Origin of the sequence: Streptomyces sp. BB1-1-1 (assembly GCF_031597775.1) — a bacterium.
GTDB lineage: Bacteria > Actinomycetota > Actinomycetes > Streptomycetales > Streptomycetaceae > Streptomyces > Streptomyces thinghirensis.
The window spans coordinates 6,343,024-6,358,698 of the sequence record NZ_CP134203.1 but is presented as its reverse complement, the minus strand read 5'-3'; the positions used below and the strand labels follow the sequence as shown (position 1 = coordinate 6,358,698).

Genomic DNA, 15,675 nt, shown 5'->3' with positions numbered 1-15,675 from the left:
GTTACAGCGCGCCCTTCGTGGAAGGCAGGATGCCGACGGCGCGCGGGTCGCGCTCCGAGGCGTAGCGCAGGGCCCGGGCCAGCGCCTTGAACTGGCACTCCACGATGTGGTGCGCGTTGCGCCCGTACGGCACGTGCACGTGCAGGGCGATCTGCGCCTGGGCGACGAAGGACTCCAGGATGTGCCGGGTCATCGTCGTGTCGTACTCGCCGATCATCGGCGCCATCTTCTCGGGCTCGGTGTGCACGAGGTAGGGGCGGCCGGACAGGTCGACGGTGACCTGGGCGAGGGACTCGTCCAGCGGGACCGTGCAGTTGCCGAAGCGGTAGATGCCCACCTTGTCGCCGAGGGCCTGCTTGAAGGCGGCGCCCAGCGCGAGGGCGGTGTCCTCGATGGTGTGGTGGGAGTCGATGTGCAGGTCGCCGTCGGTCTTCACGGTCAGGTCGAACAGACCGTGCCGCCCGAGCTGGTCGAGCATGTGGTCGTAGAAGCCGACGCCGGTGGCGATGTCGGTCTTGCCGGTGCCGTCGAGGTCGATCTCGACGAGGACCGAGGTCTCCTTGGTGGTGCGCTCCACGCGCCCGACGCGGCTCATCCGCTCTGCTCCTGTTCCTTCTTCAGTTCGCGTACCGCATCGAGGAACGCGTCGTTCTCCTCCGGAGTGCCCGCGGTCACCCGCAGCCAGCCCGGCACGCCGTTGTCCCGGACCAGGACGCCCCGGTCGAGGATCTTCCGCCAGACCTCATGGGAGTCCGCGAACCGCCCGAACTGGACGAAGTTCGCGTCGGACTCGGTCACCTCGTAGCCGATGGCGCGCAGTTCGGCGACGAGTCGGTCCCGCTCGGTCTTCAGCTGCTCGACGTACTTGAGCAGCGTGCCGGTGTGCTCCAGGGCGGCCAGCGCGGTCGCCTGGGTGACGGCCGACAGGTGGTAGGGCAACCGTACGAGCTGGACGGCGTCGACGACGGCCGGGTGCGCGGCGAGGTAGCCCAGGCGCAGGCCCGCCGCGCCGAACGCCTTCGACATCGTGCGGGAGACGACGAGGTACGGCCGCCCCTCCAGCAGCGACAGCAGGGAGGCGCCGTGGCTGAACTCGATGTAGGCCTCGTCGACGACGACCATCGACGCCAGACCCTGATCGGCACGCGCGCTCTGCGCCGCCTCGTACAGCGCGAGGACCGTCTCGGCCGGGACCGCGTTGCCGGTGGGGTTGTTGGGGGTGGTGATGAAGACGACGTCCGGGCGGTGCTCGGCCACGGCCCGCTCGGCCGCGGGCACGTCGATGGTGAAGTCGTCGTGGCGCGGGCCGGAGATCCAGCCGGTGCCGGTGCCGCGCGCGATGAGGCCGTGCATCGAGTACGACGGCTCGAAGCCGATCGCGGTACGGCCCGGTCCGCCGAAGGCCTGCAGCAGCTGCTGGATGACCTCGTTGGAGCCGTTGGCCGCCCAGACGTTGTGCACGTCCACGGCGTACCCGGAGGTCTCCGTCAGGTACTCGGCGAGCCTGGTGCGCAGCTCGACCGCGTCCCGGTCCGGGTAGCGGTTGAGGTCGCGGGCGGCCTCGCGGACCCGCTCGGTGATCCGCTCGACCAGCGCCTCGGGCAGCGGGTAGGGGTTCTCGTTGGTGTTCAGCCGTACGGGCACGTCCAGCTGGGGCGCGCCGTAGGGGGACTTGCCGCGCAGCTCGTCCCGTACGGGGAGATCGTCGATTCCGAACGTCACTTGCTCTCCGGGACCTTCCACTCGAACCGCGCCTTGATCGCCGCGCCGTGCGCGGGCAGGTCCTCCGCCTCCGCCAGCGTCACCACGTGGTGCGCGACCTCGGCGAGGGCGTCGCGCGTGTAGTCGACGATGTGGATGCCGCGCAGGAAGGACTGCACCGACAGGCCCGAGGAGTGGCAGGCGCAGCCACCGGTGGGCAGGACGTGGTTGGACCCGGCCGCGTAGTCGCCGAGCGAGACGGGCGCCCAGGGGCCGACGAAGATCGCGCCGGCGTTCTTCACGCGGTCGGCGGCGGCGGCGGCGTCGGCGGTCTGGATCTCCAGGTGCTCGGCGCCGTACGCGTCGACCACGCGCAGGCCCTCGGCCAGGCCGTCGACCAGGACGATCGCGGACTGGCGGCCGGCGAGGGCCGGGCGGATCCGGTCCTCGACGTGCTTGGTGGCCTCGACCTGGGGCTGGAGCTCCTTCTCCACCGCGTCCGCGAGCTCCACGGAGTCGGTGACCAGGACGGCGGCGGCCAGCGGGTCGTGCTCGGCCTGGCTGATCAGGTCGGAGGCGACGTGCACCGGGTCGGCCGTGGAGTCGGCGAGGACCGCGATCTCGGTCGGGCCGGCCTCGGCGTCGATGCCGATCTTCCCGGTGAAGTAGCGCTTGGCCGCGGCGACCCAGATGTTGCCGGGGCCGGTGACCATGTTGGCGGGCGGGCAGGACTCGGTGCCGTACGCGAACATCGCGACGGCGGTGGCGCCGCCGGCCGCGTACACCTCGTCGACGCCGAGCAGGGCGCAGGCGGCGAGGATCGTCGGGTGCGGCAGGCCGTGGAACTCCGCCTGCGCCGGGGAGGCGAGCGCGATCGACTCGACGCCGGCCTCCTGCGCGGGCACCACGTTCATGATCACGGATGACGGGTAGACCGAGCGCCCGCCGGGCGCGTACAGGCCGACCCGCTCGACCGGCACCCACTTCTCGGTGACCGAGCCGCCGGGCACCACCTGGGTGGTGTGGGTCGTGCGGCGCTGCTCGCGGTGGACGAGACGGGCGCGGCGGATGGACTCCTCCAGGGCCGCGCGCACGGCCGGGTCCAGCTCCTCCAGCGCGCGCGTGAGCGCGGCGGCCGGTACCCGGACCTGGTCGAGCCGGACACCGTCGAACCGCTCGGCGAAGTCGATCAGCGCCGCGTCGCCACGATGATGCACGTCCTCGCAGATCGGACGCACCTTCTCCAGGGCGACCGAGACGTCGAAGTCGGCTCGGGGCAGCAGGTCGCGCAGGGCGGGACCCTCGGGGAGGTCGTCGCCGCGCAGATCGATTCGGGAGATCACGGAACCAATTCTCTCAGACCCGCGTCGGACACCGTCCGCGCGTATCAATGGCTGATACAGAACGCGACGGGCCGTCGCGGCCACGGCGGGGCATCGGCGACCCGCCGTCAGTTCGTGGTCACTTTGAGTGTTCGGGGGGTCACCCAGTGGGCATGAACGGTTGTACGAAGAGTGAGCGACCGGCGAGTAGTTGGGGAGGGAGTGAAGCGCCGTGACCGAGGGGGCCGGCCACCGTGACGGAGAGCTGCCGGACGACCTGACCGCCACCGAGGCAGGCATGTGGCAGGCCTTCCGCAACGGCAGCGTGTACGACCTGAGCAGCGGGGACGCACTCGTCGACGACCCGCACGGCGGGCAGCCGTGGGGACCGGAGCGGACGGTGCGGGCCCGCATCGTGTGCTGGCTGCTGCTGGACGGTCCGCCCGCGCTGGCGGGCCGGGTGTCCTCGCTGCAGCTCGTGGGCGTGCGGATCAGCGACACGATGGATCTCGCGGGCGGCACGGTGGTGCCCTACGTCGAGTTGCGGGGCTGCCGCTTCGAGCGGGAGGTCCTGCTGCCGGAGAGCCGCTTCACGACCTTACGGCTGGTGGACTGCTACGTGCCCCGGCTGGAGGCGGCCCGGCTGCACACCGAGGGTGACCTGCACCTGCCGCGCTCCCGCTTCCCCGGCGGAATCCGCCTCACCGACGCGCGGATAGGCACCGACCTGCTGCTCAACCAGGCCGTCGTGCACCGCGACCGCAGTGGCCGTTCCATCGCCGCGGACGGCATGACCGTCGGGCAGGACCTCCAGGCCGAGATGCTGGAGTCGTACGGCGAGGTGAGTCTGCGCAGCGCCCAGGTCGGCGTGTCGCTGAGCCTGCGCGGCGCCCGGCTCCTCAACCCGTACACGCGGCACGCGCTGAACGCCCCGCAGCTGACCGTGGAGCGCACGCTGTACCTGACGCCGGCGGGCCTGGGCAGCCCGCTGCTGCGGGGCACGACTCCGGCACAGGGGACGCGGATCCAGCGGTTCGAGTGCGAGGGCGGGGTGCGGCTGGACGACGGGCGGTTCGGCGACGCCGTCGACTTCGAGCACGCCCGGTTCACGTTCACCGACGACCAGGAGCTGTCGCTGCGCCGCGTGCAGACGCCCGAGCTGCGGTTCCTGGGCGAGCGGCCGGCGCGCGGCCGGGTCGTGCTGTCGGGGGCGCGGGTGGTCAACCTGATGGACCGGGCGGACAGCTGGCCGGGCCCGGGCCGGCTGCACATGGGCGGCTTCACCTACGAGAACCTGGTGCCGCGAGGCCCGTTCCCGCTGGAGAAGCGGCTGCGGTGGGTGGGCGCCGCGACCGCCGAGTACAACCCGGAGCCGTACGAGCGCCTCGCCGCCGTGCTGCGGGCAGGCGGTGAGGACGAGGACGCCCGCGAGGTGCTGCTCGCCAAGCACCGCCGGCGCCGCGAGAGCCTGCCGATCGCCGCGAAGCTGGTCGGATACGCGCAGGACTGGACGGTCGCCTACGGTTACCGGCCGGGCCGGGCGGCGGTGTGGATGGCGGTGCTGTGGGCGGCCGGCTCGGTCGCCTTCGCACGCGCCGACCCACCACCGCTGAAGAGCGGCGAGCATCCGGACTGGAACCCCGCCCTCTTCGCCCTCGACCTGCTCCTGCCGGTCATCGAGCTCGGCCAGGTCGGCCACTGGCAGCTCCACGACGGCTGGCAGTGGCTGTCGACGGCCCTGATCCTGCTGGGCTGGATCCTGGCGACGACGGTCGCGGCGGGAGCGACCCGGCTGCTCCGGCGGAACTGACCGCCTGGGGGGCGCCGCGGGTGGGAACACAAACGGCCGAAGGCGGAGCCGAGCCGCACAACCATCACGAACCGTCGGCCGTCGTACTGGCCATGCTGCGCGCGTTCCTCCGGACGGCGGCCCGGGCCCGCTCCCGGACGTCACGGCCCGCCCAAGACGACGACGTGCTCCTCGACGCCCCCGACGACCGCCTCGCCCCCGCCCTGGTCGCGGCGGCCCAGGGCGAGTACGCGCCCGCGGCCGGCCTCCTCGCCGAAACCCGTGAGGACGCCGACTGGGAGCACCGCGACCGCTACGCGACCCGGCTGGCCGCCTTCGCCCGCTCACGCGCCGAATGGCTCGAGAACTGGCGCGCCACCGCCCCGGACGACCCCGACGCCCTGCTGGTCGCGGCCCGCCTGGCGGTGGACCGTCACTGGGACTCGCCGGCCCGCGCCGAACTGCTGCGCCAGATCACCCCCGCGGTCACCGCCGCCGCCGAGGCCGCCGGACGCGACCCGGTGCCGTGGCGGACCGCCCTGGACGCGGCACGGGGCGCACGCGCCGGACACGCCGAGTTCGAGCGGCTGTGGGCGCAGGCGGTCCGCCGCTCCCCGCACCACTACGGCTGCCACGTCGCCGCCCTGGAGTACCTGGCCGCCGCCTCGCCCGCCGCCCACCGCGAGTGCCTGGACTTCGCCGAGACGGCGGCGCAGGACGCGCCCGAGGACGCGCTCGTACGGGCGCTGCCGGTACGAGCGGCGTTCACCTGTCTGACCACGGACGACGACGGCGACGCGGCCGACGTGCACCGGGCCCGCCTGGACGCGGCGGCGGACCGCGCGATCGCCCTCTCGGCGGCCCACCCCGCGGCCGACCCGTGGCCGGCGGAGCTGCGGAACCTCCTGACGTACGTACTGGTACGCCTGGAGCGGCACCAGGACGCGGCGGAACAACTGCGTCTGACCGGCCCGTACGTCACGTCCTTCCCCTGGGCCCGGGACACGGACGACCCCCTCGGCCGCTTCCTCCAGGTGCGCGCGGACGTCCGCGCGGCGGTGGCCTCCGGGTCCGGGACGACAGGTTCAGGTCATCCACGAAGTGGGCACGGCGGTCGCGTCCGCCCCGGCGAGCATTAGGCTTCTGCGTCGTGACCACCGTCCGGCTTCCCCTCTTCCCCCTGAACTCGGTTCTGTTCCCGGGGCTGGTGCTCCCGCTCAACATCTTCGAGGAGCGCTATCGCGCCATGATGCGCGAGTTGCTGAAGACCCCCGAGGACGAACCGCGCCGGTTCGCCGTCGTGGCGATCCGTGACGGCTACGAGGTCGCCCAGACCGAGCCCGGCCTGCCCGACCCGACGACGACGCTGGAGCGCGGGCCGGCGGCCGGGTTCGGCACCGACCCGGTCAAGGCGTTCCACAAGGTGGGCTGCATCGCGGACGCGGCGACGGTCCGCGAACGCGCCGACGGCACCTTCGAGGTGCTGGCGACCGGCACGAACCGGGTCCGGCTGCTCTCGGTGGAGGCCTCGGGCCCCTTCCTGACGGCCGAGCTGGAGCCGCTGGCCGAGGAGCCCGGCGACGAGGCGGGGGCGCTGGCCGAGGGGGTGCTGCGGTCCTTCCGGCAGTACCAGAAGCGGCTCGCGGGGGCACGCGAGCGGTCGCTGACGACCGGCGCCGAACTGCCGGACGAGCCGGGCGTGGTCTCCTACCTGGTGGCCGCCGCGATGATGCTGGACACACCGACCAAGCAGCGTCTGCTCCAGGCCCCGGACACGGCGTCCCGCCTCCGGGACGAGCTGAAACTCCTTCGCGCCGAGACGGCCATCATCCGTACGCTGCCGTCCCTGCCCGCGTCGGAGCTGACGCGCGGCCCGACGAGTCTCAACTGAGGTACCGGCCCGCATGGCGAAGAAGTCGAAGAAGCAGCAGCAGTCCGGTGGCACCCCGGCGACGGTGGCGCTCGCGGCGGCCGGCGTGACGTACGCGGTCCACGCGTACGACCACGACCCCGCCCACCCGTCCTACGGCGAGGAGGCGGCCGAGGCGATGGGCGTCTCGCCGGAGCGGGTCTTCAAGACGCTGGTGGCGGACGTCGACGGCGCGCTGACGGTCGCCGTGGTGCCGGTGGCGGGCCAGCTGGACCTGAAGGCGCTGGCGGCCGCGGTCGGCGGCAAGCGGGCGGCGATGGCCGACCCGGCCCTGGCCGAGCGCACCACGGGCTATGTGCGGGGCGGGATCTCGCCCCTGGGCCAGCGCAAGAGGCTCCCGACGGTTCTGGACGCGTCCGCCTCGGACCATGCCACGATCTGCGTCTCGGCGGGCCGCCGCGGCCTGGAGGTGGAACTCGCTCCCGAGGACCTGGCCAAGCTCACGGACGCGGTCCTCGCCCCGATCGGCCGCGCCTAGGGGGTGACGTTTGGATCCTGCCGAGGTCGCGGTGCCTGGAGTCGGCCTGATCCAAACGACACCCCCTAGCCCCTCGACGGGCGCCCGGTTCTCGGCTAATCAGACAGGACATGTCGAAGAGAACCCGCAAACGCAGGTGGCGCATCAAGAAGCGCAAGGCCAACCACGGCCGCCGCCCCGCCTAGCCGGGCGGGCGGGCGGGCTACGGCGACTTCTCCCCGTACGGCCCCGCCGGGTACCGCTGAGGCGCGGGCCAGGGGTCGGGCTCCGGGTCCCGGGGCCCGAACAGACCCGTCAGTCCCAGGTGAACCACCAGCGCCGCCACCGACCACGCCAGCAAGGCTCCCTTGGCCCCCAGCTTCAGCGGCGCGGAGAACGTCACTCCCTTGCCGACGTCCTTCGCGTGGGCGATCACGTCCTGCGCGGGCCCCAGCCACACGCCGACCCGCCACGCCAGCAGCGACCCGAGCAGCCCGCCGACGCCCAGCGCCACCACCAGCGGCACACCGCCGCGCCGCCGCAGCAGGAAGACGACGACCGCGCTGAGTGCCCCGAACGCCAGCGCGAGCAGGGTGAACGTGCCGTCGACGGCGACCGCGTGCTCGCTCTCGGACTCCTTGAGGTAGACGACCCACTCGTCGCCGACCAGATCCCCGACCAGCGGCACGCTCGGTGCCAGCTTCCACCACAGCACGCCCAGCAGCACGCCTGAGATCGCCACCGCCACCACGGTCACGGCGGCCTGACGCACTTCGGTCAACATCCCGGGGCCGTCCTGTTCGCCGTGGTGGTCGTACGTGGCGCCGGACGCGGCGCCCACCGCGTGCGCGCCGACGGGCGGAGGCACCGGCCCGCCCTGGTACGACGAGCGATCGTTCGGGGGCGGTGGCGGAGTCAGAGGTGCGGTCACCCCGCCATCGTGCCAAACCCGCCTGTGCGGCGCGTCACCGGACGGCGGCCCGGCGGTACGCCCAGGTGGCGACGGCCAGCGAGATCACCCCGACCACGGCGCACACCGCGAGGTCACCGAGGACGAAGGCCCAGTCGGGCCGGTCGCCGAACGTACGCGCGAAGGCCTCTACTCCGTACGTGGAGGGCAGCAGGTCCCGCGCCAGGCGCACCGCCTCCGGCATCCGCTCGGCGGGCAGCACGCCCAGCAGCAGCGCCGCCGACATGCCCAGCTGGCCGAGCAGCGTGGCGAACTCCGGCCGGGGCGCGAGCAGGCCCAGCGCCGCGCCCAGCCCGGCGAGCGCGGCGCCGGCCAGCGGGATCACGGCCACCAGCACCCACAGATGCGTCATCGGCAGTCCGAACAGCAGGCACCCGACCACCGCCGTCACCACGGTCCCCGGCACGGTGAAGGACGCGTACGCGCCCGCCGCGCCCAGCACCACCGCGGCCGGCGGCACCGGCAGCGTCGCGTAGTGGTCGAGACCGCCGCTCGCGCGCAGCTGGCCGAAGTACTGGGCGAGGAGGTTCAGCGCGACGAAGGCCACGACGAGCACCGCCGACCCGGCGACCACGGCCTGCGCCTCACCGCCGCCGTCCACGACCCCGCGCATCAGGATCATGATGCCGATCGACTGGAAGGTGGCCACGAACAGCAGCGGGATGCGCGCGACCCGCGCCCGGGACAGCTGGGCCCGGTACACAGCCACCAGGGAGGGCCACAGCCGTGCCTTGGGGCCGAGCTCGGCCGCGCCGACGGGGCCCTGCTCCTCGACGGCCAGGGCACCGCCCGGCAGGACATCGGCGGGTACGACACTCACGTCGCGCTGCTCCCCTTCGGTCGGGTCGTTCGAAGCGGTCGTCCTGACGGGTACGGACGCGGCGGCCGGTGTGCTCACCGTTCGGGTGCTCAAGCCCTCACCAGTCCCTGTCGCGCGGCGCCGCCCAGCGCCAGGTACACGTCCTCCAGGCTGGGCGTGGCGAGGGTGAAGTCGTCCAGGGCGGCGAAGGCGGCGCCGCCGGTGACGGTGGCGACGACCGCGCGGGCCTCCTCGGGGGCGAGCCGCAGCGTCCAGCGGCGCCCCGACTCGGTGGCGCGGTCGCGCAGGGCGGCGACCTCCGGGACGTTGAGCGGTGCCGTCTCGCGCCACACCAGGTCGACGCGGACCTCTCCGGCGACCTTCTCCTTGAGCCCGGAGGGCGTGTCGCAGGCGATCACCCGCCCCCGGTCGAGGACGGCGACCCGGTCCAGCACGGTCTCGGCCTCGATGACGTTGTGGGTGACCAGCAGGACGGTGGTGCCGTGCTCGGCGCGCCGCCGGTCGACGGCCGCCCACACCGCGCGCCGGGCCACCGGGTCCATGCCGGTGGTCGGCTCGTCCAGGACGAGCAGCGAGCGCTCCCCCACCAGCACGGCGGCGAAGCAGGCCAGCCGACGCTGCCCGCCGGAGAGCTTCTTGATCGGGCGGGCGGCGAGCGGGGTCAGGCCCAGCTCGTCGAGGACGGCGTCCCGCTCGGCGCGCGCCTGCCGCACCTCCAGGCCGCGCAGCCGTGCGGTGGTCTCGGCGGCGAGCGACACGGTCAGCTCGTCCAGGGCACTGGACTCCTGCCCGAGGTAGGCGAGGATCCGCGCGGCCCGCTCCGGGTGGCGCACGATGTCGTGCCCGAGGATTTCCACGCTGCCGCGGTCGGGCCGCATCAGCCCGGTGAGCTGGCGTACGAGGGTGGACTTGCCGGCGCCGTTCGGCCCGAGCAGCCCGAAGATCTCACCGCGGCGGATCTCCAGGGTCACGTCGTCGGTGGCCCGCACCTCGGGAGTGGCGGGAACGCCGCGCCTGCCGCGTACCGCCGGATAGGTCTTGGTCAGTCCGCGCACCACGCACACGGCATCGCCACCGGGTCGAAGTGCCTGTGCCGCGCGCGTACTCACAAGGGACGAGACTACGGGGTCCGTCCCTCCGCCCCGCCCTCGGGTCCGCCCATAAGTGTCGATTCAGCCGGGGAAAGCCAGGGGGAGGGCGGAGGCTCTCACTCCGCCGCCGGGGTGCGCTCGGTCGCCGTCCGCACATCGATCTCCCGCCAGAACCCGGCCCGGATGGCGTACCGGTCGTGCTCGTCGATCTGGTCGTCCTTGTGGGCCAGCAACCCGAAGCGGGCCGCGTAGCGCAGCAGCTCCCCGTCGACGCGGTGCGGGATGCGCGGGTACATCCCGGAGAGCTTCTGCAGGTGGCCGTGGTCGCCGAGGCGCTCCAGCCAGCGGCGGGCGAAGACCTGCCCGACCTCGTAGGGGTCGCCGCCGACCGTGGTGATGTCCTCCTCGCGGTCGGCCCAGCGCTGCTCGGCCGTGGTCAGCTGGGCCAGCGTCGGCAGCGAGACGGCCTCGGGCGGCTCGGCGCCGGACCGGTCGACCCAGCCTTTGTCGGAGGACCAGCGCAGGGTCGCGGTCGGGGGGTGCGGGGCGGGGTGGGCGGCGCCGGGAGCGCGCAGGGCGGCGAGGTCCTTGGGGGTGGGGACGCCCTTGGCGGGCGGTACGCGCTCCTCGGTGCCGTTGCGGGCGGCGGCGCCGGTCGCGGTGGGGTGCTCCGGCTCCTGGGCGGGCCGTTCGGTGGCCGCGGAGAGGGCGGACTCGGGCAGCGGTGCGGAGAGGATCGCGGCGATCTCGGGACGGGGCACGGGCGGCGGCGCGCAGATCCCGCCGATCTCCTTGGCGCGCACGGCCTTGGTGATCCACGCCCGGTCCAGCACGCGTCGCTCGTCGGCCTCGGCGACCAGGTCCTCGGACTGGTTGTAGTCGCCGTCGGCGGCCTGCACGGCCCACAGGTGGACGGCGACGCCGTGCTCCTTGGCGGCCATCATGCCCGGCAGCAGGTCGCCGTCGCCGGTCACCAGGACGACGTCGGAGCAGGCGCGGTTGCGGGCCAGCTCGGTCAGTTCGGCGTGCATGGCGGCGTCCACGCCCTTCTGCGCCCAGCGGCCGTCACTGCGCGTGAGGGCGCCGAGCCGGACGGTGACCCGGGGCATGACGCGCAGGCGCCGGTGTTCGGGCTGCGGGACGCGGTCGGGGGCGCCGTCGAACCAGTAGATGCGCAGCAGGGGCTGCTGCGTGTCGGACTCGGCGCGATCGCGAAGCCCCTGGATGAGGGCGGCGTGATCGACGGTGATGCGCGAGCGTGAGGGCTCCCCGGCAAGAAGACTGGCGGCGGCCCCCAGCAGATACCCGGCGTCCACCAGGACGATGCAGCGGTCCACGCGATCCACCCTCTTTCCGGGAGGTTTGCTTCGGGCTTCCTTCGAGTCTGCCCGACCACGCGGAGGTTAACGGCCGGAACTCGATCTTCGGCGTGGCGTTTCGGCACAAGCCGCTCGCCCCCGCACCCCGACGAGCCGTGTCACGGACGGTAATTGCCCGATATGCGTTCTTTGTTGGCCTATGTGAATCTGGTTCCGGCCCTGGCCCCTAGATCCCCCACAGGAGGTAGATCACCATGGCCAAGAACAAGAACAACCGTGATCGTAAGCAGCCCCAGGCCGAGCGCGCCCAGCAGACCGCCGAGTCGGCCGTGATGGACCGCGAGGAGCAGCACGGCCCGCAGCTGACGCCCGGCGACATCGCCTCCCGCAAGCGGCAGAAGCGCTTCGGCCACAACTGACATCCGCGAACCGGGCCGCTACGGCCCCGCGGACACGAGGGGCGCACCCGGCACCGGGTGCGCCCCTGTCTCGTTCCGCCCGCTCGCGCGCTCAGCCCGCCAGACAGGACGGCCCGAGGAGCACCTTCAGGTCGCCGAACAGGGCCGGGTCGGGCTTCACCCGGTGCCGGTCCAGGCGCAGCACCGTCGTCTTCGTCGGCCCCTGGAGCCTGATCCGCACCTCGCTGTCGCCGCGGTGGTGCGTGAGGATCTCGCCGAGGCGGCTGACCATCGGCGGAGTGACCCTGGTGGCCGGGATGGTGAGGACCACGGGCGCGTTGGTGCCCGCGTTGGACAGGTCGGGGACCATCAGCTCCATCGCGACCAGCCGCGGCACGTCCTCCCGCTTGTCCAGGCGTCCCTTGACGAACACCACGGCGTCCTCGACGAGTTGCGTGGACACCAGCTGGTACGTCGCCGGGAAGAACATGCACTCGATGGAACCCGCCAGGTCCTCGACGGTGGCGATGGCCCAGGCGTTGCCCTGCTTGGTCATCTTGCGCTGGAGGCCCGAGATGATGCCGCCGATGGTGACGACCGCGCCATCGCCGAAGTCACCGCCGGTGAGCTGGGAGATGCCCGCGTCGGCCTTGTCGGACAGCACGTGCTCCAGGCCGAAGAGCGGGTGGTCGGAGACGTAGAGACCGAGCATCTCCCGCTCCTGGGCGAGCAGATAGGTCTTGTCCCACTCGTCCTCGCCGAAGACGACGTCGAGTCCGAAGCCGGGCTCGTCGGTCGCCTCCTCGCCCATGCCGCCGAAGAGGTCGAACTGGCCCTCGGCCTCCTTGCGTTTGACCGCGACCACGTTGTCGATCATCGGCTCGTACTGCGCGGTGAGGCCCTTGCGGGTGTGCCCCATCTCGTCGAAGGCGCCGGCCTTGATCAGCGACTCCGTCGTCCGCTTGTTGCAGACGACCGCCTCCACCTTGTCCAGGTAGTCGGGGAAGGAGGCGTACTTCCCCTTGGCCTTGCGGCACCTGATGATCGACTCGACGACGTTGGTGCCGACGTTGCGCACGGCGGAGAGGCCGAAGAGGATCACGTCGTCGCCCTGCGCGGCGAAGTTCGACATGGACTCGTTGACGTTGGGCGGCAGGACCTTGATGCCCATGCGCCGGCACTCGTTCAGGTAGACGGCCGACTTGTCCTTGTCGTCCTTGACCGAGGTGAGCAGGGCGGCCATGTACTCGGCGGGGTGGTTCGCCTTGAGGTACGCCGTCCAGTACGAGACCAGTCCGTACGCGGCCGAGTGCGCCTTGTTGAACGCGTAGCCGGCGAAGGGGACCAGCACGTCCCACAGGGCCTGGATGGCCTCGTCGCTGTAGCCCTTCTTGCGGGCGCCCTCCTGGAAGAGGACGAAGTTCTTCGCCAGTTCGTCGGGCTTCTTCTTGCCCATCACGCGGCGGAGGATGTCGGCCTCGCCGAGCGAGTAGCCCGCGATGATCTGGGCGGCCTTCTGCACCTGCTCCTGGTAGACGATCAGGCCGTGGGTGACCGCGAGGACCTCCTGGAGGGGCTCCTCCAGCTCCTTGTGGATCGGCGTGATCTCCTGGAGGCCGTTCTTGCGCAGCGCGTAGTTGGTGTGCGAGTCCATGCCCATGGGGCCGGGACGGTAGAGCGCGGAGACGGCGGAGATGTCTTCGAAGTTGTCCGGCTTCATCAGCCGCAGCAGCGAGCGCATCGGTCCGCCGTCGAACTGGAAGACGCCGAGCGTGTCGCCGCGCTGGAGCAGGTCGAAGGTCGTGGGGTCGTCCAGCGGCAGCGACAGCAGGTCGAGGTCGATGCCCTTGTTGGACTTCACCATCTTGACGGCGTCGTCCATGATCGTGAGGTTGCGCAGGCCGAGGAAGTCCATCTTCAGCAGGCCGAGCGACTCGCACTGCGGGTAGTCCCACTGCGTGATGGTCACGCCGTCGGTGTGCCGCACCCAGATCGGGGCGTGGTCGACGATGGGCTCGCTGGACATGATGACGCCGGCCGCGTGCACGCCCATCTGCCGGACCAGGCCCTCGACGCCCTTGGCGGTGTCGATGACCTTCTTCACGTCCGGCTCGTTCTCGTACATCGAGCGGATCTCGCCGGCCTCGCTGTAGCGGGGGTGCGTCGGGTCCGTGATGCCATTGAGGTCGATGCCCTTGCCGAGGACGTCGGCGGGCATGGCCTTGGTGAGCCGGTCGCCCATCGCGTACGGGTAGCCCAGCACGCGCGCGGAGTCCTTGATGGCGTTCTTCGCCTTGATCTTGCCGTACGTGCCGATCATGGCGACCTTGTCGGCGCCGTACTTCTCCGTCACGTACCTGATCACCTCGACGCGCCTGCGCTCGTCGAAGTCGATGTCGACATCGGGCATGGAGACGCGCTCGGGGTTGAGGAACCGCTCGAAGATCAGGCCGTGCGGGATCGGGTCGAGGTCGGTGATGCCCATGGCGTACGCCACGATCGAACCGGCCGCGGAGCCTCGGCCGGGGCCGACCGCGATGCCCTGGTTCTTCGCCCACATGATGAAGTCGGCGACGACGAGGAAGTAGCCCGGGAACCCCATCTGGATGATGACGTCCATCTCGTACTCGGCCTGCTTCTGGCGGTCCTCGGGGACCTGGCCCGAGAAGCGGCGCTCCATGCCGCGGCGGACCTCCTCCTGGAACCAGGTGACCTCGGTGAAGCCGTCGGGGATGTCGAACTTCGGCATGAGGTCGCGCTTCTCGAACATGCCGTCGACGTCGATCATCTCGGCGATCAGGCGCGTGTTGGCACAGCCCTCCTGCCAGGCGTCGGAGGAGTCGATGGCGTACATCTCGTCCGTCGACTTCAGGTAGTAACCGGTGCCGTCGAACCGGAAGCGGTCCGGGTCGGAGAGGTTCTTGCCGGTCTGGATGCACAGCAGGGCGTCGTGGGCGGTCGCCTCGTGCGCGTACGTGTAGTGCGAGTCGTTCGTCACCAGCGGCGGGATGCCGAGCTTCCTGCCGATCTCCAGCAGGCCGTCGCGGACCCGGTGCTCGATCTCGATGCCGTGGTCCATCAGCTCCAGGAAGTAGCGGTCCTTGCCGAAGATGTCCTGGTAGTCGGCGGCCGCCTGGAGGGCCTCGTCGAAGTGGCCGAGGCGCAGCCGGGTCTGCACCTCGCCGGAGGGGCAGCCGGTGGAGGCGACGATCCCCTCGGACCACTGGGAGATGGTCTCCTTGTCCATCCGGGGCCACTTCTGCAGCCAGCCCTCGGCGTACGCGTCGGAGGAGAGGCGGAAGAGGTTGTGCAGGCCGGTCTTGTTGGTCGCCCACATCGTCTTGTGGGTGTAACCACCCGAACCGGAGACGTCGTCCCGCTTCTGGTGCGGCTGGCCCCACTGGATCTTGCGCTTGTTGCGGCGGGACTCGGGGGCGACGTACGCCTCGATGCCGATGATCGGCGTGACCCCGGCCTTCTTCGCGGAGTGGAAGAAGTCGTACGCCCCGTGCAGGTTCCCGTGGTCGGACATGGCGATGTGCGTCATGCCCATCTCATTGCAGGCGTCGAACATGTCCTTCAGCCGCGCGGCACCGTCCAGCAGCGAGTACTGGGTGTGGACGTGCAGGTGCGTGAACGGCGGCTTGGACACGTGCGGCCTCCAAATCAGGGCTTTGGCGCGAAGCGCCTCGTTGAGGGGCGGTGGTCGGGCGACGGGAGGGCTGTGGGCTACGGGCTGCGGTCAGTCCGGGGGTCAGCGTCGAAGTCTATGCCTCGCCACTGACACTCCGAGGGCTTCCCCGCGTACCTTCGGGGGCGGGTCCGCGTGTCGGGGCGGGCCCCGGGCGCGGGCACTCCCGCACCTCTTCGAACGTTGG

At 71.8% G+C, this 15,675-nt stretch carries 14 protein-coding genes; 6 read left to right on the top strand and 8 right to left on the bottom strand.

Features of this window, described 5'->3' with window-relative positions; all coding sequences use genetic code 11:
• Position 1 precedes the first annotated feature (1 nt).
• Genes hisB through hisD form a run of 3 tightly spaced genes read right to left on the bottom strand, consistent with a single transcriptional unit; the run spans position 2 to position 3,044 of the window.
• A complete protein-coding gene (hisB, locus tag RI578_RS29075) occupies positions 2-595 on the bottom strand; it encodes an imidazoleglycerol-phosphate dehydratase HisB (protein ID WP_210959041.1) in 594 nt (197 codons plus the stop codon).
• Entirely contained in the window at positions 592-1,722 is a 1,131-nt protein-coding gene (locus tag RI578_RS29070; RefSeq protein ID WP_310873834.1) for a histidinol-phosphate transaminase, read from the bottom strand. The genes hisB and RI578_RS29070 overlap by 4 nt, the downstream gene beginning before the upstream one ends.
• Positions 1,719-3,044, bottom strand: a complete 1,326-nt coding sequence (gene hisD / locus RI578_RS29065; protein WP_310873833.1) for a histidinol dehydrogenase — start codon at positions 3,042-3,044, stop codon at positions 1,719-1,721. Before hisD ends, RI578_RS29070 begins: the two co-directional genes overlap by 4 nt.
• Positions 3,045-3,255: 211 nt before the next feature.
• Between hisD and RI578_RS29060 the strand changes: the two genes are divergently transcribed.
• The 5 genes from RI578_RS29060 (at position 3,256) to RI578_RS42745 (ending at position 7,405) form a co-directional block, all read left to right on the top strand.
• On the top strand, positions 3,256-4,833 hold the full coding sequence (locus RI578_RS29060) for an oxidoreductase (RefSeq protein WP_310873832.1): 1,578 nt from the start codon (positions 3,256-3,258) through the stop codon (positions 4,831-4,833).
• Positions 4,834-4,925: 92 nt separating this feature from the next.
• Positions 4,926-5,951: a hypothetical protein gene (locus tag RI578_RS29055; protein WP_310875889.1), complete on the top strand. Its 1,026-nt coding sequence runs from the start codon at positions 4,926-4,928 to the stop codon at positions 5,949-5,951.
• Positions 5,952-5,962: 11 nt separating this feature from the next.
• Positions 5,963-6,703, top strand: a complete 741-nt coding sequence (locus RI578_RS29050; protein ID WP_310873831.1) for an LON peptidase substrate-binding domain-containing protein — start codon at positions 5,963-5,965, stop codon at positions 6,701-6,703.
• Positions 6,704-6,716: 13 nt separating this feature from the next.
• The gene (gene ybaK / locus RI578_RS29045; protein ID WP_310873830.1) at positions 6,717-7,220 is read left to right on the top strand and encodes a Cys-tRNA(Pro) deacylase; all 504 of its coding nucleotides are present in this window, start codon (positions 6,717-6,719) and stop codon (positions 7,218-7,220) included.
• A gap of 110 nt (positions 7,221-7,330) precedes the next feature.
• A complete protein-coding gene (locus tag RI578_RS42745) occupies positions 7,331-7,405 on the top strand; it encodes a 50S ribosomal protein bL37 (RefSeq protein WP_383525684.1) in 75 nt (24 codons plus the stop codon).
• 17 nt (positions 7,406-7,422) lie between these two features.
• On the opposite strand, the gene RI578_RS29040 is transcribed toward RI578_RS42745, so the two are convergent.
• From RI578_RS29040 to RI578_RS29025, 4 genes are all read right to left on the bottom strand, one after another.
• Positions 7,423-8,130, bottom strand: a complete 708-nt coding sequence (locus RI578_RS29040) for an AAA family ATPase (RefSeq protein WP_310873829.1) — start codon at positions 8,128-8,130, stop codon at positions 7,423-7,425.
• Positions 8,131-8,164: 34 nt separating this feature from the next.
• Positions 8,165-8,989, bottom strand: a complete 825-nt coding sequence (locus tag RI578_RS29035; RefSeq protein WP_310873828.1) for an ABC transporter permease — start codon at positions 8,987-8,989, stop codon at positions 8,165-8,167.
• An 89-nt stretch (positions 8,990-9,078) separates the two neighbouring features.
• Positions 9,079-10,053 carry an ABC transporter ATP-binding protein gene (locus RI578_RS29030; protein ID WP_121746525.1) on the bottom strand — a complete coding sequence of 325 codons (975 nt, stop codon included), beginning with the start codon at positions 10,051-10,053 and terminating at the stop codon, positions 9,079-9,081.
• 143 nt (positions 10,054-10,196) lie between these two features.
• The gene (locus RI578_RS29025) at positions 10,197-11,417 is read right to left on the bottom strand and encodes an NYN domain-containing protein (protein WP_310873827.1); all 1,221 of its coding nucleotides are present in this window, start codon (positions 11,415-11,417) and stop codon (positions 10,197-10,199) included.
• Positions 11,418-11,653: 236 nt separating this feature from the next.
• Here RI578_RS29025 and RI578_RS29020 point away from each other — a divergent pair, with 236 nt between their 5' ends.
• Entirely contained in the window at positions 11,654-11,818 is a 165-nt protein-coding gene (locus RI578_RS29020; protein ID WP_310873826.1) for a hypothetical protein, read from the top strand.
• Between the two features lie 91 nt (positions 11,819-11,909).
• On the opposite strand, the gene dnaE is transcribed toward RI578_RS29020, so the two are convergent.
• Positions 11,910-15,449: a DNA polymerase III subunit alpha gene (dnaE, locus tag RI578_RS29015; RefSeq protein WP_310873825.1), complete on the bottom strand. Its 3,540-nt coding sequence runs from the start codon at positions 15,447-15,449 to the stop codon at positions 11,910-11,912.
• Positions 15,450-15,675: the final 226 nt, after the last annotated feature.